Genomic DNA, 19,490 nt, shown 5'->3' with positions numbered 1-19,490 from the left:
ATAAAACAAAAGGCTGTCAATTGACAGCCTTTTGTTTTATATCGCATTTTGAGTTTTACATGTCATTAAAAACAATTTTAAAGCTTGTTCCTACCCCTACTTCACTTTCTACTTCAACAGTTCCTTTCATCGCTTCAATTTGATTGCGTGTAATGTACAATCCTATACCCCGCGCCTCTTGATGCTTATGAAAGGTTTTATACATTCCGAATAGCAAATCTCCATAAACCTTCAAATCGATTCCGAGACCATTATCTGTAATCTTAAGCGATTTATAACCTTCTGGTTCTATCGCAAAATCGAAAGTAATTACAGGATCGCGATCTGGATGCGCATATTTGATCGCATTTGTTGTAAAATTCAACAAAACACTTTCCATATAGGCCGGATTAAAATTAATGGTCAGATACTTCGGAACATTGTTTATAATAGTCACTTTGCGCTGTTTATCATAACCTTTGATTGTCGAAATAGTCTTTTCTATATACTCACAAAGTTTAAGAGGCACTACCGCAATATTAAGATTACTTTGCGTTTTTACAATTTGAGTAAGATTTGAAATGGTCTCATTCAGATCATTCGAAACAGCACGCAAATATTCTAGCATCTCTGTCACCGTCTGTTTGTTAACATCAGCATCAATAAGGTCTAAAATCGATTTTATATTTCCGGCCTGCGTATTTAAATTGTGCGAAACAATATGAGAAAAGTTTAAGAGGCGACTATTCTGATCACTGTAGAGCTTCATAGTTTTCATAAGCTCCAACTCTTTCTCTTTTTGAGCCGAAACATCAGTATGCGTTCCGATAACACGTAAAGGCCTTCCGTTTTCATCTCGTTTAATAACTTTTCCGCGGTCTAAAATCCATTTATAATTGCCGCTAGATGTCATCACGCGATGGTAATTTTCGTAAAACGGAATCTTATTATCAAAATGATCGTGGATATCAGAGTAATATTTCGGAAGATCATCAGGATGCACAATTTTATCCCAACGCTCTGGCTCGTCAAAAATATCAGCAGAATCGAGTTCTAGAATTTTAAGAGACAAAGAAGAATAAAAAACCCGATTGGTCACCATATCCCAGTCCCAAATTCCAGCAGTTGAAGCATCAAGTGCAAATTGAAAACGTTCCTCAGAAATTCTAAGCTTTTCTTCCTTATCTTTTAGTTCTGTAATATCTGAGACATGCCCATAAAAAACTACATCTCCATTTTCTGAAGACTCTGTTTTGGAAGAAATCTTAAACCAGCGAATTCCTTTTTTAGGAAGAGTTGCCCTAAATTCAATTTCCCAAGGTTTTATCTCTTTTCTAGCTTTGACTAAAGACTGAAAAAAAAGGTCCCGATCCTGTGGCAGGATTCGATCGTAAACTATAAACTTAATGTCATTAGTAAAATCCGATGAGGAAAGTTCAAATATTTCATCTGCCGATTTACTTACGAGAGGGAAAGTGTAATTATTATCTACATCAACAACAAACTGAAAAAGTAGGTCGGGCATTTCGGCAAATAATTTTTTGTAAAATTTATTTACCTCCAAACAATCGTCATTTCCATATAAATCAAAAACCATACACTACTTTTTTATGTAAATAAGATATTCAGAACTTATTCAAAAAAAGGCAAAATAAATCACGATGCTTTTTTGCTTTTTATTTCTATTAAAACAAAAACTTAATACAATATATAAATTTTCAGAATAATATACGCGTAATACTACAAAAATTATTTCCTAGGATGAAAACTATGCATCACTTCTTTTAAAAAACTGCGGTCCAAATGCACATAAATTTCTGTTGTTGTAATAGATTCATGCCCAAGCATTAATTGAATAGATCTTAAGTCGGCGCCATTTTCAAGGAGATGCGTCGCAAAAGAATGCCGTAACGTATGCGGACTTATGTTTTTCTTCAATCCCATTTTTTGTGCAAGATCTTTTATAATAGTAAAAACCATCGCACGTGTTAACTGATTGCCTCTTCTATTTAAAAACAACGTGTCTTCTGCTCCTTTTTTAATGTTTAAATTAGAACGAACAGCATTTCTATAAATATCAATATATTTTTGCGTTAAAGATCCTATCGGAACAAATCTCTCTTTATTGCCTTTACCCGTTATTTTAATAAAACCTTCATCAAAAAAAAGATCCGAAATTTTTAGCGAAATCAACTCCGAAACACGCAATCCGCAGCCATACAAAGTCTCGAGCATCGCTCTATTGCGTTCGCCCTCGTTGGTGCTTAAATCAATTGTTTCTATTAAAGCATCTATTTCTTGTAGCGATAAAGTATCGGGCAATTTACGCCCAGTTTTAGGCGCTTCTATTAATTCTAAAGGATTATCATTTCTATAATCTTCAAAAACCAAATAATTAAAAAAGCTTTTAAGCCCAGAAATAATTCTCGCCTGCGACCTTGGATTTAGCTCTTTTGCAACGGTATAAATAAACTGCTGTAATATTTCATCGGAGATTTTTATTGGCGAAACATCTATTTGATTGGTTTCTAAAAAGAGACATAACCGCTCAATATCAAAACCATAGTTTTCGATTGTATTTTTAGATAAACCTCGCTCAATCCTCAAGTACGACTGATAATCTTTTATATACCTGCTCCAATTCATACATACAAAGTAAACATTTTTAGACATAAAAAATATCTCATACAACGAGATAAAAAAACTTTCTCAAGGGAGAAAGGTTTTTCAATATTTAATATTGAATTTATAATTTACATCCAAAAGCCAAAGAAAATACGTTGTTTTTAATTTTATAATTATTATCTCCAACATGAAAATCCACCGCATTTGACAAACCTAAGCTATAACGAAGATCTACTGAACAAACCTCCAGAAAATTATAGCCAATACCAAAGTCCAAACCAAAATCGATAGTTTTAACATGATCTGTAATATTTACACCATTTTCTTCAGCATGCATTAAAAACCCAATTTGCGGACCTGCCTGAACGGTTAATCCATCAATAACAAAATATTTAGCCAAAATAGGCAAATTCAAATAGCTTAATTTAATATCATTATTGTACGCAATACCATCCTGTACAAATTTATTTTTCACTCCGTGAGTTGAATATAGAAGTTCAGGCTGAATGCCATATTTTTCTTCCGGTTTAATTTCCGAAAAAATACCAACCTGATATCCTATTAAAGTTTCATTTTCATGAAAATCACTAGAACTAGTTGGAAAATTAACGCCACCTTTAATTCCAAATCTACTCCCAGTTGCTTGAGCATTCGCAAAACCAAATACCATAAGTAATAGAGCAGATAAAATACTTTTTTTCATTCTTTACATTTTTTTGTTCGGTTAAATTAATTAGTCAAATATAAAAATATACTTACTAAAAATTTACTTTTTTAATTCATAAATAAAGAATTAACATACGCATAAAAAAACCTTCCTTTATGAGGAAGGTTTTTAAAATATTTCGAAATTCTGATTAGAATATATACGCTAAAGAAAGCTGTAAATTGCTATTTTTTGCGCTATCATAATAATCACTAGAATTATCAATATTTTTATCAGTGATTGGAGATAAACCAATTGTGTAACGAAGACCAACTGATAAGTTCTCAGTAAAACTATATCCAGCTCCTAAATTAAATCCTAAATCTGTTGATCTAGTATAATCTTTAAAATCATTACCATTTGCTTTAGCTGATAATAAAATACCAAGTTGTGGACCAGCTTCTACATTAAATTTTTTGTCAACAATGTAGTATTTCGCTAATACAGGAATGTTTAAATAATTTAATTTTACATCTGAAGCAGGACCATCAAATTTAGCTCCTTGAGTAGAGAATAAAAGCTCTGGCTGAATATAAAACTTCTCGACTACGTGAATTTCAGCCAATCCACCGATATGAAATCCAACTAATGAACTATTATTGTTTACATCTCCTCCAACAATATTGGAAATATTAAGACCTCCTTTTACTCCAAATCTTGTTGACTGAGCATTTGTGAATGCAAAAGCCATAATTGCAATGGCAGATAAAATAATTTTTTTCATTCTGATATGTTTTGGGTTAAATTAATTAGGTCAAATATAAAAATATTCTTCATAAATCAACATTAGGAATTTAACAAATAAAATAGTAACTAACCTGTTAATTGTTAATTTTGAATTAAGCTAATATAAATAAGATTTTCAGCAACAAAAAAAACCTCCTTGAATGACAAGAAGGCTTTTTTGAATTAACTAAAGAAATTATCTAGAATTTATAATTAACTCCAAGATTTAGAGATGAAATAGTTCCATTATTTGAAATTCCTTTGTAGGCAGCATATACCTCAATTTTTTCATTTTGATAACCAAATTTTGGCTGATATAAAAATCCTCCATCTATATCTCCACCTGCTTTAATAGCATATCCTAGATCTGCTCCAACAAAAAGTGAATCAATAAGCGAATATTGAGCTGTTCCCGCTACTGGAATAAAACCAGCCGTCTCGCCTTTTTCAGTTACAGAATAGCCCATAAAAGAGTAAGTGTAATCTTTACCCAAATAAGTAGTATAACCTGTAGTAGCACCAGCACTAAATTTATCATTTATCTTAAACATGTATGCCACATCTGCACCAAGGTTAACAGAAAATGCATCTTTAGCATCTCCCATAGGTAGTCCTGCATGAACACCAACTTTAAATTTTCCTTCCTGAGCATTTGCCCATCCAAATGTCAATACTGCAATCGCAACTAAAACAATTTTTTTCATAATTTCATTTTTTTTATCTGATTAATAATAATCAAAACTAAGATTAGACCTACAAAAAACACTTCGCAATAAGCTTAAAAAGTATTAAAATAAGACAGAAAAAAAATATTAAAAAAGAAACTGATTTTCAGCGGAGTAAAAGATTTTTAAAGGCTTTCAAAATCAAAATTTCACTTCTCAGTGGGAATTTTATTAATTATTTAATCTAAAACATAAGGCAATAAAAAGCTAAATATGTAGTTTTGAACTTTGAATAACATTTTAAAATACCAAATTTTTAAAAACCTTTTTTATGAAAAAAATACTTTTAATAGCTGTTATGTTTCTTGCAACATCGGCAGCAGTACACGCACAATTTGTACAAATCGGGGTAAAAGCAGGGGTTAACTTTGCAAATCAAACAGGAGGTTCCGATTTTGATGGAATTTCTGTTGACAAAGAAGGAATTACGAGCTACCACGCGGGTCTTGTAGCAGAACTTAAATTATTAGAAAAATTCTCTATTCAGCCAGAGCTTTTGTATACTACACAAGGAGCAGAATACAAAAATGCTGTTTCAGAATTCAAAAACGAAATGGGTTATATCGCTATCCCTGTGATGGCAAAATTTTATATGACTAAATCTCTTAGCTTAGAACTTGGTCCACAGGCATCATTCCTTGTTAGCAATAAAAAAGAATTTGATGTTGCAGATCCAAAAACATTTGACTTTTCTCTTAACGCAGGTTTAGGATTAAAAGTGGTTGGAGGTCTTTTTGTTCAAGCTCGTTACGGTATTGGTTTAACAGAAATTTCAGATAAAGCTGATTTCAAAAACTCTGTGTTCCAACTTTCAGCTGGTTACATGTTCTAAAAGAATATCACATACTTTTACAAAAACCGCTCTATTTATTAGTGCGGTTTTTTTTATTTTTACACTTATTTGTGAAATGTTTATTGTGAAATGTAAAATGCATCACATCCTAATTAAAAACTAAATTACTTTATGAAAATCTGCATTATCAACGGACCGAATTTGAATCTTTTAGGAAAAAGAGAACCTGAAGTTTACGGAAGCCAAACCTTTGAAGATTATTTTGAAACGTTGAAACAAAAATTTCCAAACGTAGAACTTTCGTATTATCAAAGCAATATTGAAGGCGAACTGATTGGCAAAATTCAAGAATGCGGTTTTACTTTTGACGGAATTATCCTGAATGCTGGTGCTTACACCCATACTTCTATTGGTTTAGGCGACGCTATGAAAGCTGTTACTACTCCTGTAATCGAAGTTCATATTTCCAATACTTATGCACGCGAAAGCTTTAGACATCAATCTTATTTATCTGGAAATGCAAAGGGCGTTATTTTAGGATTTGGCCTAAAAAGTTACGAATTGGCGATCCAGTCTTTTTTATAAAACAATTCTGTTAGGCGAAGTTGAAAGTTTGGTAAAGTAAAAGGCTTCGACTTCGCTCAACCTAACACACGATCTCATTTTTGTCTTTTAGAATTTAACAAATTATTAATAAGCTCAGATTTAACTTATTATATTTTTGTAAGATAAGCCACACTACATGAGAAACTTTATTTTATTTGCCTTTCTATTTTTTTCGCTTTCTAATTTTGCCCAAATTAGAGGAACTGTAACAGATGACAAAGGAAATCCGCTTCCTTTTGTATCCGTTTTTGAAGAAAACACTTATGCAGGAACCACTACAAATGAACAAGGGAAATATCAGCTGAATGTAAAAGAAATTGGAGGAAACAAAATTATTTTTCAATATTTAGGATATAAGACTCAAAAAATAACCGTTCTCGCAGCAACGAAAACTGTTATTTTAGACGTTAAGCTTCAAGAAGAAAGTTTTGCTTTAAACGAAGTTATTATCGATCCTAAAAACAATCCTGCAAATGCTATTATAAAAAGCGCAATAGCCCATAAAAAAGAAAACTCAGATAAAACGGGAAGATATACCGCCGATTTTTATTCGAAAGGAATGTTTAAAGTAAAAGATCTTCCTAAGAAAATTTTGGGCAAAAAAGTAGAATTGGGAGATGATATGGCCTCTAATTTGGATTCTACCGGAACCGGGATTTTATATTTATCAGAAACTATTTCTAAAGTTACTTTCGAAAAGCCAGACAAACTAAAAGAAAAAATTATTGCCTCTAAAGTTTCTGGCAATAATCGCGGCTACAGTTACAACACGGCAGCATTGTCGACTTATGACTTTTATGACAATACCTTAGATTTTGATGTAAAACTCATCTCTCCTATTGCCGACAATGCTTTCAATTATTACAAATACAAATTGGAAAGTACTTTTTACGACAACAACAATCAGCAGATTAACAAAATTAAAGTTATTCCGAAACGAGATAAAGAACCTGTTTTTGAAGGGTACATTTATATTGTAGACGACAGTTTTGCCATTTATGCCATCGATTTAGATATCAAAGGCTACAGAATGAAAAACGAATTTACCGAAGTAATGACTTTAAAACAGAATTTTAGCTACAATAGCCAGAATAAAATATGGTCTAAAAATTCACAGACACTTTCGTTTACTGCAGGCATTTTTGGTGTAAAGTTCTCCGGAAACTTTAATTATGTATATTCGAATTACGAATTTCCTGCTTCGTTTGAAAAGAAAACTTTCGGAAATGAAATCGTAGCTTTTGATCTTAATGCCAATAAAAAAGATGACGCTTTCTGGAATGAAATCCGCCCGATTCCGTTAACCATTGAAGAGAGTTCTGATTATGCTAAAAAAGACAGTTTGCAGACGATTAGAAAATCAAAAAAATACACCGATTCTATAGATGCTAAAAATAATAAATTTAAGGTTTGGGATATTTTAATGGGTTACGATTATAAAAACACCTTCAAGAAATATTCTTTCGATTATAAAGGCTTGCTTAATGTGACCTCTTTAAGTTTCAATACCGTTCAAGGCTTTAATTTGGATTCTGGTTTTTCTTTTAAAAAATGGAATGAAGAGGAAGGCAAAAGCACTACGATAAGCACCACGTTTAATTACGGATTTTCGGATGAACGTTTTCGTGCCATTGGAGAATTCAGCCATCGATTCAACAACATTAATTACGCTACAATTTGGGGTTCTGGAGGTACAAAAACAGCCCAATTTAATAGTGCCGAACCTATTTCTAAGTTAATCAACTCCATAAGTTCTTTGTTTTTTAAAGACAATTATATGAAGCTTTATAACTTGGAATTCGTTCAGATCAATTACGGACAAGATATTGCAAATGGAATAAATCTTACTGGAAAAATTGGCTATGAACAGCGCAAACCACTTTTTAACACAACCGATTATTCGTTTTTCAAGAAAGATGATGTTTACTCATCAAACAATCCGCTGGCACCAAATGATTTTACAACTCCAGCTTTTGAGCAGCATCATTTGTTTAAAGCCCTTGTGACATCGAGAATCAATTTCGGCAACAAATACATTTCAAGACCTGACGGAAGATTTAATTTCAAAAATGACAAATATCCAACCGTTTACCTAGCATTTGAAAAAGCATTTGCGGCAAGTGAAAAAAAGTACGAATATGAAAGAATTGGCGCTTCTGTTCAATATGATTTATCACTTGGAAACAAAGGCCTTTTGGGAACTGTTTTTAGAGGAGGCAAATTCTTTAATGCCGAGAATATTTCGTTTATCGATTACAGACATTTTAATGGAAACCAAACCCATATTGGAACAAGCGATCGCTATCTGAATGTTTTTAATATGATGCCGTATTATTCGAACAGTACCAACGACAGTTATTTCGAAATGCATACTGAATACAATGATACTGGTTTTATCATGAATAAAATTCCGTTACTAAATCTTTTAAAATCAACTATGAATATCGGATTTCATGCTCTAGCAATTCCTGACCGAAAACCGTATTCTGAATTTACAGTCGGTTTAGACAATTTAGGTTTCGGAAAATTCAAATTATTCAGGATCGATTACGTGCATTCTTATCAAAGCGGCATCCAGCAAAATGGCGTTGTTTTTGGATTGAAGATTTTGAATGTGTTAGACTAAGGGACAAAGTAACAAAGTAACAAAGTAACAAAGCGACAAAGTTATCTAAAAGAAAATCCGCTTAAATCCAAGGTCTGGTTTCACGTAGATTTTACAGATTTAAGCGGATTTTTTATTTTGACTTTCTTTGTGAGGCTTCGACTTCGCTCAGCCTGACAAAAAAATACCAATTATAAAAAGAAACCTTTGTCGCTTTGTTACTTTGTTACTTTGCTACTTAAAACTAACTATAATCATCTGGTTCAACATGTATCAAAACATGTCCTAATTCAGGATTTTTTTCTCTTAGCGTATCTTTTAGTTTATGTGCCAAATCATGTCCTTCTTTAACAGAGATTTTTGCCGAAACAATAGCGTGCAGATCAACATGATATTTCATTCCTGCTTTACGAATAAAACATTTTTCAGTACCCAAAATCCCTGGAACCGTTAGTGCTATAACACGAATTTCTTCTACCAAATCTTCATGAAGATTTTCATCCATAATTTCGCCAAGAGCAGGTCTGAAAATTTTATAGCTGTTGTATAGAATAAAAAACGCCGCAAAAAGAGCCGCCCAATCATCTGCAGATTCGTAACCTTTTCCCATAATCAGTGCAATCGAAATTCCGATAAAAGCTGCAATAGAGGTTATCGCATCACTACGATGGTGCCAAGCATCGGCTGCAAGAGATGTGCTATTAGTTTGTTTGCTTCTTTTCATTACTAAGCGAAAAGAATATTCTTTCCAGATAATAATTGCTCCTAACACATAAAGCGTCCAAGATTTAGGCAAATCATGCGGAGTTCCAATATTAGCAACGCTTTCGTACCCAATAATTGTTGCAGAAGTAATTAAAAACCCAACAACCAAAAACGTGATAAGTGGCTCTGCACGACCGTGACCGTAAGGATGATTTTCATCTGCGGGCTTATTCGAATATTTAATTCCGAACAGCACCAAAAACGACGCAAATATATCTGTCGTTGATTCGATTGCATCTGCAATCAAGGCGTATGAATTGCCAAAAAAACCTGCTAAACCTTTTATCAGGGCCAAGCAGGTATTTCCGGCTATACTAAAGTATGTAGCTTTTATAGCTTTTTGTTCGTTTGTCATGTATGACTATTTTTTTTCGCCACGAATTCACGAATTAAACAAATTCAATTTTAAAATTGAATTACTCGAATTTTAAATAAAATTCGAGTAATAAAACACGATATTAATTTTCGTTTAATTCGTGAATTCGTGGCTAATAACTTTATGCTCTTACGATTTTAGCACCAATTGCTCTTAAACGCTCATCGATACGCTCATATCCACGATCGATCTGCTCAATATTTTGAATTGTACTAGTTCCTTTTGCAGAAAGCGCAGCAATCAATAATGAGATTCCCGCACGAATATCAGGAGAAGACATTGTAGTTGCTTTCAATTGAGATTCGAAATTATGCCCCATAACCACAGCTCTGTGCGGATCGCATAACATAATTTTTGCCCCCATATCGATCAGTTTATCCACAAAGAACAAACGGCTTTCAAACATTTTTTGGTGAATTAAAACATCTCCTTTTGCTTGAGTTGCTACAACCAAAACGATACTTAATAAGTCAGGTGTAAATCCTGGCCATGGCGCATCGGCAATAGTTAAGATAGAACCGTCGATATCTGTTTTCACTTCATATCCATTTGTATGAGCTGGAATATAAATATCATCGTTACGTTTTTCAATCGTAATACCTAATTTTCTAAAAGTATTCGGAATCAAACCTAAATTCTCCCAGCTTACATTTTTGATCGTAATTTCGCTTTTTGTCATAGCCGCAAGACCAATCCAAGAACCAATTTCAATCATATCTGGTAAAATTCTATGCTCGCATCCACCAAGGCTTTCAACACCTTCGATAGTCAATAAGTTCGAACCAACTCCAGTGATTTTTGCCCCCATAGAGTTCAACATTTTACACAACTGTTGCAAATAAGGCTCGCAAGCGGCATTGTAAACTGTAGTTGTTCCTTTTGCTAAAACCGCAGCCATTACAATGTTTGCAGTTCCTGTTACAGAAGCTTCGTCAAGAAGCATATCTGTTCCTGTTAATCCTTCTGCTGGAGATTCTACTCCGTAAAAGTGATCTTCTCTGTTGTATCTGAATTTTGCTCCAAGGTTAATAAAACCTTCAAAGTGTGTATCTAATCTACGGCGACCGATTTTATCTCCTCCTGGTTTTGGGATATATCCTTTTCCAAAACGAGCCAAAAGCGGACCAACAATCATAATCGAACCACGAAGCGCTCCACCTTCTTTTTTGAAAGCTTCAGTTTCTAAATATCCAACATTAACTTCATCAGCTTGAAAAGTAATCGAACCTGGTTCGTTACGTTGAATTTTCACCCCTAAATTCCCCAACAAAGTGATTAATTTATTGATGTCTATAATATCAGGAATGTTATTAATTTTCACTTTCTCTCCTGTTAGAAGCACGGCACATAAAATTTGTAATGCCTCATTCTTTGCTCCTTGTGGAGTGATTTCTCCTTTTAAAGGAGTTCCTCCTTCGATTTTAAAAATTCCCATAGATTTTTTTTAGGTTCTGAGGTTCTGAGATTCTGAGATCCTAAGATTCTAAGTAAAAAACTCAGCATCTTAGTCCCTTAGCATCTTAGCACCTTTTTTTATTTCTGATTATTGTTTTTTTGAAAATTCTTTTTTTGACCGCCTTTATTATTGTTTTTGTTATTCTGCACTTTCGGCTGTGCACCAGAAGCTGTTTTGTTAGACATGCGTTTGTTGGTACGCATTAAATCTGTCGTGTTCAATAATTCTTCAGTACTGTGCAGTAAATTGATTTTGCCTCCTGATAATTCATATAAATGCTCAAAAATCACATCATCTTTTACTGTGTCTTTGTTCCAGCTTAAAAACGATTTTTTCATGTGATTGGCAATTACCATTATCAGCGCATTTTTCATTTCGCCTTCCTCCCATTTATTAGCAACTTCAATCATGTATTTGATGTTATTGCCATAAAATCTGTATTTTGGGAAGTTCTGCGGATATTGCAAAGTTTCTGGTTTTAACTGCAATACATCGCGAGACGGAATTGGATATGGCGATTCTACATTCAGTTTAAAATCAGACATGATAAAAAGCTGATCCCAAAGCTTATGCTGAAAATCTGGCACATCACGCAAATGCGGATTCAGACTTCCCATAACCTGAATGATATATTTTGCAGCTTTGTTGCGCGTTTCATCATCTTCGATTGCAGTGGCCTGATCAATCAATTTTTGTAAATGACGACCGTATTCTGGAATAATTAAACGCTGTCTTTCAGAATTGTATTCTAAATTGTAGACAACATCGCTAGCGGCTTCTCTTTTATATTTTTCGATCATAAGTTTATAATGAAACTATACCTTCTATTGTAGAAACTTCTTTGTATTTGCTGATCACATCATCTGAGCTGTGCATAGTAACATCAACCGAAACACTGGTAAATTTACCTGTTTTCGATTTTGTTGTTTTAATCACCGCTCCCATTCTGTCGAAAGCTTTTTCAACACGCTCTACATTATCTGCTAGAGAAGGCACAATAAATTTGTACAAGTATTCTGCAGGCCAAGTATTTGCGTTATCAAGCTCCAATTTCAATCTTTCGTAAAATTCGGCTGTATCTTTTTCTTTATCGTTCTCCATTCGTAATTAAAAATAAACGCAAATATACGTTTTTGATTTCAGATTTCAGATTTTAGAATTTAGATTTTTTGACTCTAAAAAACTAGTATTTTTTCAGCCACGAATTCACGAATTTTTATCTATTCTTTTTTCTGAAATTTCAATTTCACGAATTTTAGCTAACTTGGCAAATCAAAAAAATAAAAATTCGTGAATTCGTGGCTGAAAAACTCTGCGACTTCGCGACTTTGCGAGATTAAAACACATTCACAATGAAAAAAATCATCTTCTTACTTTTTACATTTTTCACTTTTTACAATAGCAATGCACAAGAAGTTAAAACTCTAACCTATTTCCAAAACGACACTTTAAAACTCGATTTAGATTTATATCTGCCAAAGAAAAAAGCTAACGAAAAAACCCCATTGATTCTATTTGCTTTTGGCGGGGGTTTTTCTGGCGGAGAGCGTACAAGCGAAAAAGACTTCGGTTTGTTCATGGCAAAAAATGGTTACGCCGTTGCGAGCATTTCGTACAGTTTATATATGAAAGGAAAAGATTTTGGCTGTAAGGGGACTTTAACCGAAAAAATAAAAGCGATTCAAATTGGCGTTAGCGACATGTGGCAAGCAACTGCCTTCATGGTTGAAAATGCCGAAAAATACAATCTTGACACTTCAAAATTCTTTATTTCTGGAATTAGCGCTGGTGCAGAAATTAGCTATCATGCCACTTTTTGGGATTATAAATTGATGAATTTATACAAAAACAATCTTCCAGAAAACTTTAAATACAAAGGCCTAATTGCGGGTTCGGGAGCTCTTCAGGACATTAATTTAATTACAAAAGAAAAAGCAATTCCGATGTTAATGGCGCACGGAAATAATGATGATACCGTTCCGTACGCTGCAAGTCCGCACCGCTCTTGCCCAACAAATGCTTCTGGCTGGCTGATTCTTTTTGGTTCTTATGCCGTTTACAACCAAATGATTGATCTGCACAAAGATGCTGAATTAATTACTTTTTGCGGTGGCGGCCATGAATTCTCAGGCTATCTTTTCCACCAAGGACAGCAATATGTTTTAGATTTTATGAATGATGTCTTGGATGGCAAAAAATTCCAATCGCATTTGATTATTCCTTCCAATAAAAAAGGAAAGGATTCTGGGAAGTATTTGTTTTGTGAGTAATATTTTTTTAGGCTAAAGCCGAAATTCTAAATCTCCAAAAATCCCGTTGGTTAAAACCAACGGCAATTCAAATAAATTTATTTTAGAATATTTTTTCCATTTTAGAAAATGCTCCAGCGGAGCAAAATATCTATAGCAAAATTCAATTTCACACCAATCAAAAGCTCTAGCGGAGCGACAATAAACTATTTGAATTATGTCGCTCCGATGGAGCTTTTACATTTATTGCGTCTATTTTTCTATAAATATGCCGTCCCTATGGGACTTTTCACTTTTGCCTAAAATAAAACCATTTCCTCTTCCCAATCAGCAACTTTTATTTATCAAAATATCAAATCTTTCGTTTCTGATAAATATTCTTTTTAATTATAAATAAGTTTAGGTAAATTTGCGCTTTATTTTTAGAATAGTGCAAAAAGAAATTATTGTCTTGCTTGGCGGACCTGGTACTGGAAAATCAACACTTATTAACGAATTGGTAGCTCGTGGCTTTTGCTGCTATCCTGAAATCTCGAGACAGGTTACCATGAAAGCACAAGAACGAGGCATCGAACAGCTGTTTCTAGAACAGCCGCTTTTGTTTAGCGAAATGTTGTTGGAAGGACGTATTGAACAATACAAAAACGCTCTTGAAGAACCTGATAATGTCGTTTTTATCGACAGAGGAATTCCTGATGTTGTAGCTTATATGGATTATATTGGCGACGAATATCCAGAGCATTTTACAAAAGCCTGCGAAGATTTCAAATATTCTAAAACTTTTATTTTACCGCCTTGGGAAGAAATTTACCAAAGTGATTCTGAGCGTTATGAAAATTTTGATCAGGCAGTAAAAATTCAAGATCATCTTGTGGAAACGTATAAAAAATACGGTTACGAACTGATTGAGGTTCCAAAAGATACAGTTGAAAACAGAATTCTTTATATCTTAGACAAAATTTAGCGGCATGGTTTAAAGTTGCAAAACTAGAAACTGTTTTTCTAAATTTTTAACTTTAAAACAAACGCAATGCTCGAAGCGCAGGATATTCTTCTAAAATACTGGAAACACGACAGTTTTAGACCGTTGCAAAAAGAAATTATCGATTCTGTTCTTGAAGGACAGGATACTTTTGCTGTACTTCCGACGGGCGGCGGAAAATCAATTTGTTTTCAGGTTCCTGCGATGATGAAAGAAGGAATCTGTCTAGTAATTTCTCCACTGATTGCCTTAATGAAAGATCAAGTGATGAATTTGCAGAAAAGAGACATCAAAGCGATTGCTCTTACTGGCGGAATTCACGCTGAAGAAATGATCGATCTTTTGGATAATTGCCAATACGGAAACTACAAATTCTTATACCTTTCACCAGAAAGATTGCAATCAGACTGGATTTTAGAGCGCATTAAAAATTTACCTATTAATTTAATTGCTATCGACGAAGCGCATTGTGTTTCGCAATGGGGTCACGATTTTAGACCGGCTTATCTTAAAATCTCAGAACTGAAAAAATTCTTTCCGAAAATTCCATTTTTAGCTCTAACGGCAACAGCAACTCCGAGAGTTATTGAAGACATAAGAACACAATTAGAATTAAAAAATCCGAGACATTTTCAGCAGTCGTTTGAGCGAAAAAATATCGCTTATATGGTTTTTGAAGTCGAAGACAAATTATACCGCACCGAACAGATTCTTAAAAAAAATCCGCAACCTTCTATTATATATGTACGAAATCGCAAAGCGTGTTTGAATATGGCTTCGCAATTGCAGTCGCTGGGCTTTACGGCAACATATTATCACGGCGGACTTTCGTCTAAAGAAAAAGATAAAAACATGCAGTTGTGGATGTCCGAGCAGGCACAAGTAATTGTGGCTACAAATGCTTTCGGAATGGGAATTGACAAAGACAATGTAAAAACCGTTATTCACACACAGCTTCCAGAAAATTTAGAAAATTATTATCAGGAATCTGGACGTGCAGGACGAAATGGCGCAAAAGCTTTTTCGGTTCTTTTATATAATAATTCAGATTCAATTCAGACAGAACAGCAGTTTTTAAACATTTTGCCAGACAAGAAGTTTCTAAAAACGATGTACAATAAACTTTGCAATTACTTTCAGATTGCTTACGGCGAAGGTCTTGACGAATCTTTTTCATTTAAACTGAATCATTTCTGCAACAAATACGAATTCCCTACTCTTAAAACATACAATGCTTTACAGTTTTTGAATCAGCAGGGAATTATCACAATGTCTCAGGAATTCTCAGAAAAAATCAGTGTTCAATTTTTGATAGAATCTAAAGAAGTGATTCGCTACATGAGCCTGAATCCAAATGACGAAGAAATTTTGTTGGCCATTTTAAGAACTTATCCTGGCATTTACGACGTAAAGTCTAATCTTAATTTAGCTTTACTGGCAAAAAAATCCAATCGCTCTGAAGAACAGATTGTGGCACTTTTGGAAAAACTGAAAGAAAAAGAAATCATCGAATACAAGTCTAAAAACAACGATGCTACTATTTTGTTTAATGAAGTTCGCGAAGATGACCACACTATAAATAGAATTTCCAAATATTTAGAAAAACAGAATGAAGTTAAAAAAGATCAGCTTTTATCTGTTTTACATTATATAAAAGACAACAAGACCTGCAAAAACAGATTGGTCTTAGATTATTTTGGCGAAGAAACAAAAGAAAACTGCGGCATCTGTTCGTACTGCATTACATTAAAAGGAAAAATAACCGAAGCCGATTCGATTGCAGATAAGATTTTATCATTACTCAGAACCGCTTCTTTGACTTCGAGAGAAATTGAAAACCAAATCAAAATGGACACCAAAGACATTTTATCGGTTCTTCAGGAATTGCTCGAAAATAATCATATCATTATACAAGCGAATAATAAATACACTTTAAAATCATAATGGAGAAATTGAGAATTATATTTATGGGAACGCCAGAATTTGCCGTTGGCATTTTGGATACCATTATCAAAAATAACTACGAAGTTGTTGGCGTAATCACTGCAGCTGATAAACCAGCGGGACGCGGACAAAAAATAAAATATTCGGCCGTAAAAGAATATGCGCTTGCTAACAATCTTACTTTATTACAGCCTACCAATTTAAAAGACGAGAGTTTCTTAGCAGAATTAAAAGCGCTAAACGCCAATTTGCAAATTGTAGTTGCTTTTAGAATGCTGCCAAAAGTAGTTTGGGAAATGCCAAGTTTAGGAACTTTCAATCTTCATGCTTCTTTGCTTCCAAATTATCGTGGCGCCGCTCCTATTAACTGGGCCATTATTAATGGAGAAACTAAAACTGGGGTTACTACTTTTTTTATTGATGATAAAATTGATACTGGTGCTATGATTTTAAATTCGGAAATCAATATAGAGCCAGAAGAAACTGCAGGTCAATTGCATGATCGTTTAATGCATTTAGGAAGCACAACTGTAATTGACACTTTAAAGGTTATTGAAAACGGAAAGGTTACAACAACAATTCAAGAAGATAATGACGATATTAAAACGGCTTACAAATTAAATAAAGAGAACTGCAAAATTGACTGGACTAAATCTGGAGCAGAAATTAATAACTTAATTCGAGGCCTAAGTCCGTATCCTGCTTCTTGGTGCTTTTTAAAAGACCAAAATGAAGAATTAAACATCAAAATTTATGAAGCTAAACTAGTCTCAGAATCACATTCTTATGAGATTGGAAAGCTAATAAGCAGTAAAAAAGAGATCAAGATTGCAATAAAAGACGGCTTTATTCAGTTATTAAGTCTACAATTTCCAGGAAAAAAGAGAATGCTTGCTTCAGAATTATTAAATGGAGTGAGTTTTTCGGAGGTTGCAAAAGTGTATTAAGGTCAGTAAAACAGGGGTTTGTACCTGTTTTTTATCGATGAACAACATTCTTTATGAACAAAAAAAGCAAGTTATTAACAATTTTTGCTAAAAATAAAGAAAACACTTGCACGCAACGGATTTCCTACTAAATTTGTGTATTAACAATTTTTTTTAACCAACAATTAATAACTAATTATTATGAACAAATCAGAATTAATCGATGCTATCGCTGCTGATGCAGGAATTACAAAAGCTGCGGCGAAATTAGCTTTAGAGTCTTTTTTAGGTAATGTAGGAACTACTTTGAAAAAAGGTGGAAGAGTTTCATTAGTAGGTTTTGGATCATGGTCAGTTTCTTCAAGAGCTGCTAGAGACGGTAGAAACCCTCAAACAGGAAAAACTATTAAAATCGCTGCTAAAAACGTGGTAAAATTCAAAGCAGGTGCTGAATTAGAAGGTGCAGTGAACTAAGTAAGAAAGTTCTCTAAACTTATAATATAATTAAAACCTTCCATATGGAAGGTTTTTTTATGCGGTTTAACGATTTTATTTGGGATTTTAATTTTTTTATGACTAAATTTAATAAAAATTGTAACCGTATGATTTCAGAAAAATTAAAAAAAGGACACCTGCTTATTGCCGAGCCTTCAATAATTGGAGATTTATCTTTTAACAGATCGGTAATTTTATTAGCAGACCATAACAAGGAAGGATCAATTGGTTTTATAATTAACAAGCCATTAAAATATACTATTAATGACTTAATACCTGAGATTGATGCTAACTTTAAGATATATAACGGAGGCCCTGTAGAACAAGACAACCTTTATTTTATTCACAATATTCCTGAGTTAATTCCAAACAGTGTGGAAATTTCAAATGGAATTTATTGGGGAGGCGATTTTGAGTCCACCAAAGACCTAATAAACAACGGATCGATTAGTAAAAACAACATTCGCTTTTTCTTAGGTTATACCGGCTGGGAAGAAAATCAGCTCGAGAATGAGATGCAAGGAAACTCTTGGATTATTGCCGATAATAGTTATAAAAATAAAATTATCGGAAAATCTACCACTCATTTTTGGAAAGAGCAGATTATTGAGCTTGGCGGTGATTATCTTATATGGTCTAACGCACCAGAAAATCCATATCTGAATTAATTTTCAGTTATGGATTCATTTAGTTTCTGCACTAATAAATGAGCCAGATTTGTTGTAAACTCCTTTTTTCGATATTTAGTTATCGGCTGTATTCCCATGATTACATTAGTCAGAAATAATTCGTCAGCTTTTTGAAGATCAAATGGCGAAATTACTTCTTCTAGCACTTCTATGCCTTCTATTTTTTTAGCCAGCGCTAAAATTTGTTTACGCATAATTCCGTTTAGTGCACCTTCTGAAACTGGAGGTGTAATAAGCTTTTTCCCCATTACCATAAAAACATTTCCTTGAAGTGCTTCTACTACATTTTTGCTGTCATTCAGCAAAATACAGTTGGCAAGATCATTTTCATGCGCATAAATGCTTCCCGTAATATTAATCATCTTATTAGTCGTTTTAAGAGACGATAATAATTGTTTTGTCACATAGAAGTCTTTATAGAGATCTACTTCATATTCGTTAGAATTTATGCTATAAGAAGTATTTTCAAGCGGCGTTGCGTTGATTAGGAATGAAATATCGTTAGTTTTTGGAAGATATAAACCGCCATCATTTCTAAAAACAGTAATTCTTGCTCTTGCCGAAGCTGAGATTCCTTGTTCATTTACCAAATTAAGAATCTGCTCTTCAAAATATTCCATTGTAAAATTCATCGGAATCATCATTCTGACTACTCGCATAGAAGCCATTAGTCTAAAATAATGATCCTCAAGAAACAAGATTTTTCCGTTGATAATTTTTACTGTTTCAAAGATACCGTCTCCGTATAAAAAAGCGCGATTTTGAGTTAATATAGTATCTTCTTGCGCTATGTTTCCGTTAAAATTAATCATAAAAAAACCCTGAATTTTGTTCAGGGCAAAT

Annotated in this window: 19 protein-coding genes; 9 read left to right on the top strand and 10 right to left on the bottom strand. The window is 33.6% G+C overall.

Annotation, left to right across the window (positions count from 1 at the left end):
* Positions 1-55: 55 nt before the first annotated feature.
* The 5 genes from J7574_RS18565 to J7574_RS18545 form a co-directional block, all read right to left on the bottom strand.
* On the bottom strand, positions 56-1,576 hold the full coding sequence (locus J7574_RS18565) for a PAS domain-containing protein (protein WP_290972115.1): 1,521 nt from the start codon (positions 1,574-1,576) through the stop codon (positions 56-58).
* A gap of 152 nt (positions 1,577-1,728) precedes the next feature.
* The gene (gene xerD / locus J7574_RS18560; RefSeq protein WP_290972113.1) at positions 1,729-2,625 is read right to left on the bottom strand and encodes a site-specific tyrosine recombinase XerD; all 897 of its coding nucleotides are present in this window, start codon (positions 2,623-2,625) and stop codon (positions 1,729-1,731) included.
* Between the two features lie 100 nt (positions 2,626-2,725).
* Positions 2,726-3,307: a porin family protein gene (locus J7574_RS18555; protein WP_290972111.1), complete on the bottom strand. Its 582-nt coding sequence runs from the start codon at positions 3,305-3,307 to the stop codon at positions 2,726-2,728.
* Positions 3,308-3,461: 154 nt separating this feature from the next.
* Positions 3,462-4,034, bottom strand: a complete 573-nt coding sequence (locus J7574_RS18550; protein ID WP_290972108.1) for a porin family protein — start codon at positions 4,032-4,034, stop codon at positions 3,462-3,464.
* Positions 4,035-4,236: 202 nt separating this feature from the next.
* A complete protein-coding gene (locus tag J7574_RS18545; RefSeq protein ID WP_290972105.1) occupies positions 4,237-4,740 on the bottom strand; it encodes a hypothetical protein in 504 nt (167 codons plus the stop codon).
* A gap of 292 nt (positions 4,741-5,032) precedes the next feature.
* On the opposite strand from J7574_RS18545, the gene J7574_RS18540 reads away from it, so the two are divergent.
* From J7574_RS18540 to J7574_RS18530, 3 genes are all read left to right on the top strand, one after another.
* Positions 5,033-5,593 (top strand): porin family protein, encoded by a 561-nt coding sequence (locus J7574_RS18540; RefSeq protein ID WP_290972102.1) that lies wholly within the window; start codon positions 5,033-5,035, stop codon positions 5,591-5,593.
* Positions 5,594-5,725: 132 nt separating this feature from the next.
* The gene (gene aroQ, locus J7574_RS18535) at positions 5,726-6,139 is read left to right on the top strand and encodes a type II 3-dehydroquinate dehydratase (protein WP_125722683.1); all 414 of its coding nucleotides are present in this window, start codon (positions 5,726-5,728) and stop codon (positions 6,137-6,139) included.
* Positions 6,140-6,296: 157 nt separating this feature from the next.
* Positions 6,297-8,786: a DUF5686 and carboxypeptidase regulatory-like domain-containing protein gene (locus J7574_RS18530; RefSeq protein WP_290972096.1), complete on the top strand. Its 2,490-nt coding sequence runs from the start codon at positions 6,297-6,299 to the stop codon at positions 8,784-8,786.
* A 223-nt stretch (positions 8,787-9,009) separates the two neighbouring features.
* Here J7574_RS18530 and J7574_RS18525 read toward each other — a convergent pair whose 3' ends face one another.
* From J7574_RS18525 to J7574_RS18510, 4 genes are all read right to left on the bottom strand, one after another.
* The gene (locus tag J7574_RS18525; protein WP_290972093.1) at positions 9,010-9,885 is read right to left on the bottom strand and encodes a cation diffusion facilitator family transporter; all 876 of its coding nucleotides are present in this window, start codon (positions 9,883-9,885) and stop codon (positions 9,010-9,012) included.
* Between the two features lie 142 nt (positions 9,886-10,027).
* On the bottom strand, positions 10,028-11,341 hold the full coding sequence (gene murA, locus J7574_RS18520) for a UDP-N-acetylglucosamine 1-carboxyvinyltransferase (protein WP_290972090.1): 1,314 nt from the start codon (positions 11,339-11,341) through the stop codon (positions 10,028-10,030).
* A 98-nt stretch (positions 11,342-11,439) separates the two neighbouring features.
* A complete protein-coding gene (locus J7574_RS18515; RefSeq protein WP_290972087.1) occupies positions 11,440-12,162 on the bottom strand; it encodes a DUF4290 domain-containing protein in 723 nt (240 codons plus the stop codon).
* A gap of 4 nt (positions 12,163-12,166) precedes the next feature.
* Positions 12,167-12,463 (bottom strand): DUF493 family protein, encoded by a 297-nt coding sequence (locus tag J7574_RS18510; RefSeq protein ID WP_290972084.1) that lies wholly within the window; start codon positions 12,461-12,463, stop codon positions 12,167-12,169.
* Between the two features lie 251 nt (positions 12,464-12,714).
* Between J7574_RS18510 and J7574_RS18505 the strand changes: the two genes are divergently transcribed.
* The 6 genes from J7574_RS18505 to J7574_RS18480 all read left to right on the top strand — a co-directional run bounded on the left by J7574_RS18505 (position 12,715) and on the right by J7574_RS18480 (position 18,626).
* A complete protein-coding gene (locus J7574_RS18505) occupies positions 12,715-13,632 on the top strand; it encodes a carboxylesterase family protein (RefSeq protein ID WP_290972082.1) in 918 nt (305 codons plus the stop codon).
* Positions 13,633-14,041: 409 nt separating this feature from the next.
* Entirely contained in the window at positions 14,042-14,575 is a 534-nt protein-coding gene (locus tag J7574_RS18500; RefSeq protein ID WP_290972080.1) for an ATP-binding protein, read from the top strand.
* Positions 14,576-14,641: 66 nt separating this feature from the next.
* A complete protein-coding gene (locus J7574_RS18495) occupies positions 14,642-16,537 on the top strand; it encodes an ATP-dependent DNA helicase RecQ (protein WP_290972076.1) in 1,896 nt (631 codons plus the stop codon).
* The gene (gene fmt / locus J7574_RS18490) at positions 16,537-17,484 is read left to right on the top strand and encodes a methionyl-tRNA formyltransferase (RefSeq protein WP_290972073.1); all 948 of its coding nucleotides are present in this window, start codon (positions 16,537-16,539) and stop codon (positions 17,482-17,484) included. The genes J7574_RS18495 and fmt overlap by 1 nt, the downstream gene beginning before the upstream one ends.
* A gap of 180 nt (positions 17,485-17,664) precedes the next feature.
* On the top strand, positions 17,665-17,937 hold the full coding sequence (locus J7574_RS18485) for an HU family DNA-binding protein (RefSeq protein ID WP_008464760.1): 273 nt from the start codon (positions 17,665-17,667) through the stop codon (positions 17,935-17,937).
* Between the two features lie 128 nt (positions 17,938-18,065).
* Positions 18,066-18,626: a YqgE/AlgH family protein gene (locus J7574_RS18480; RefSeq protein ID WP_290972070.1), complete on the top strand. Its 561-nt coding sequence runs from the start codon at positions 18,066-18,068 to the stop codon at positions 18,624-18,626.
* On the opposite strand, the gene J7574_RS18475 is transcribed toward J7574_RS18480, so the two are convergent.
* Positions 18,623-19,459, bottom strand: coding sequence for an aminotransferase class IV (locus J7574_RS18475; protein ID WP_290972067.1), 837 nt, complete (start codon positions 19,457-19,459; stop codon positions 18,623-18,625). The genes J7574_RS18480 and J7574_RS18475 overlap by 4 nt on opposite strands.
* Positions 19,460-19,490: the final 31 nt, after the last annotated feature.

Source organism: Flavobacterium sp. (genome assembly GCF_017744675.1).
Taxonomy (GTDB): Bacteria; Bacteroidota; Bacteroidia; order Flavobacteriales; family Flavobacteriaceae; genus Flavobacterium.
The sequence above is the reverse complement of the archived record's forward strand: the minus strand, read 5'-3'. Positions and strand labels throughout refer to the sequence as shown.

Bases quoted from the DNA above. Each gene is read 5' to 3' on its own strand.
- J7574_RS18480 (WP_290972070.1), top strand. From the start codon at position 18,066: ATGATTTCAGAAAAATTAAAAAAAGGACACCTGCTTATTGCCGAGCCT.
- J7574_RS18485 (WP_008464760.1), top strand. From the start codon at position 17,665: ATGAACAAATCAGAATTAATCGATGCTATCGCTGCTGATGCAGGAATT.
- J7574_RS18510 (WP_290972084.1), bottom strand. From the start codon at position 12,463: ATGGAGAACGATAAAGAAAAAGATACAGCCGAATTTTACGAAAGATTG.
- J7574_RS18525 (WP_290972093.1), bottom strand. From the start codon at position 9,885: ATGACAAACGAACAAAAAGCTATAAAAGCTACATACTTTAGTATAGCC.
- J7574_RS18555 (WP_290972111.1), bottom strand. From the start codon at position 3,307: ATGAAAAAAAGTATTTTATCTGCTCTATTACTTATGGTATTTGGTTTT.
- J7574_RS18495 (WP_290972076.1), top strand. From the start codon at position 14,642: ATGCTCGAAGCGCAGGATATTCTTCTAAAATACTGGAAACACGACAGT.
- fmt (WP_290972073.1), top strand. From the start codon at position 16,537: ATGGAGAAATTGAGAATTATATTTATGGGAACGCCAGAATTTGCCGTT.
- J7574_RS18550 (WP_290972108.1), bottom strand. From the start codon at position 4,034: ATGAAAAAAATTATTTTATCTGCCATTGCAATTATGGCTTTTGCATTC.
- J7574_RS18515 (WP_290972087.1), bottom strand. From the start codon at position 12,162: ATGATCGAAAAATATAAAAGAGAAGCCGCTAGCGATGTTGTCTACAAT.
- J7574_RS18505 (WP_290972082.1), top strand. From the start codon at position 12,715: ATGAAAAAAATCATCTTCTTACTTTTTACATTTTTCACTTTTTACAAT.
- J7574_RS18545 (WP_290972105.1), bottom strand. From the start codon at position 4,740: ATGAAAAAAATTGTTTTAGTTGCGATTGCAGTATTGACATTTGGATGG.
- J7574_RS18540 (WP_290972102.1), top strand. From the start codon at position 5,033: ATGAAAAAAATACTTTTAATAGCTGTTATGTTTCTTGCAACATCGGCA.
- J7574_RS18530 (WP_290972096.1), top strand. From the start codon at position 6,297: ATGAGAAACTTTATTTTATTTGCCTTTCTATTTTTTTCGCTTTCTAAT.
- aroQ (WP_125722683.1), top strand. From the start codon at position 5,726: ATGAAAATCTGCATTATCAACGGACCGAATTTGAATCTTTTAGGAAAA.
- J7574_RS18565 (WP_290972115.1), bottom strand. From the start codon at position 1,576: ATGGTTTTTGATTTATATGGAAATGACGATTGTTTGGAGGTAAATAAA.
- murA (WP_290972090.1), bottom strand. From the start codon at position 11,341: ATGGGAATTTTTAAAATCGAAGGAGGAACTCCTTTAAAAGGAGAAATC.
- J7574_RS18475 (WP_290972067.1), bottom strand. From the start codon at position 19,459: ATGATTAATTTTAACGGAAACATAGCGCAAGAAGATACTATATTAACT.
- xerD (WP_290972113.1), bottom strand. From the start codon at position 2,625: ATGAATTGGAGCAGGTATATAAAAGATTATCAGTCGTACTTGAGGATT.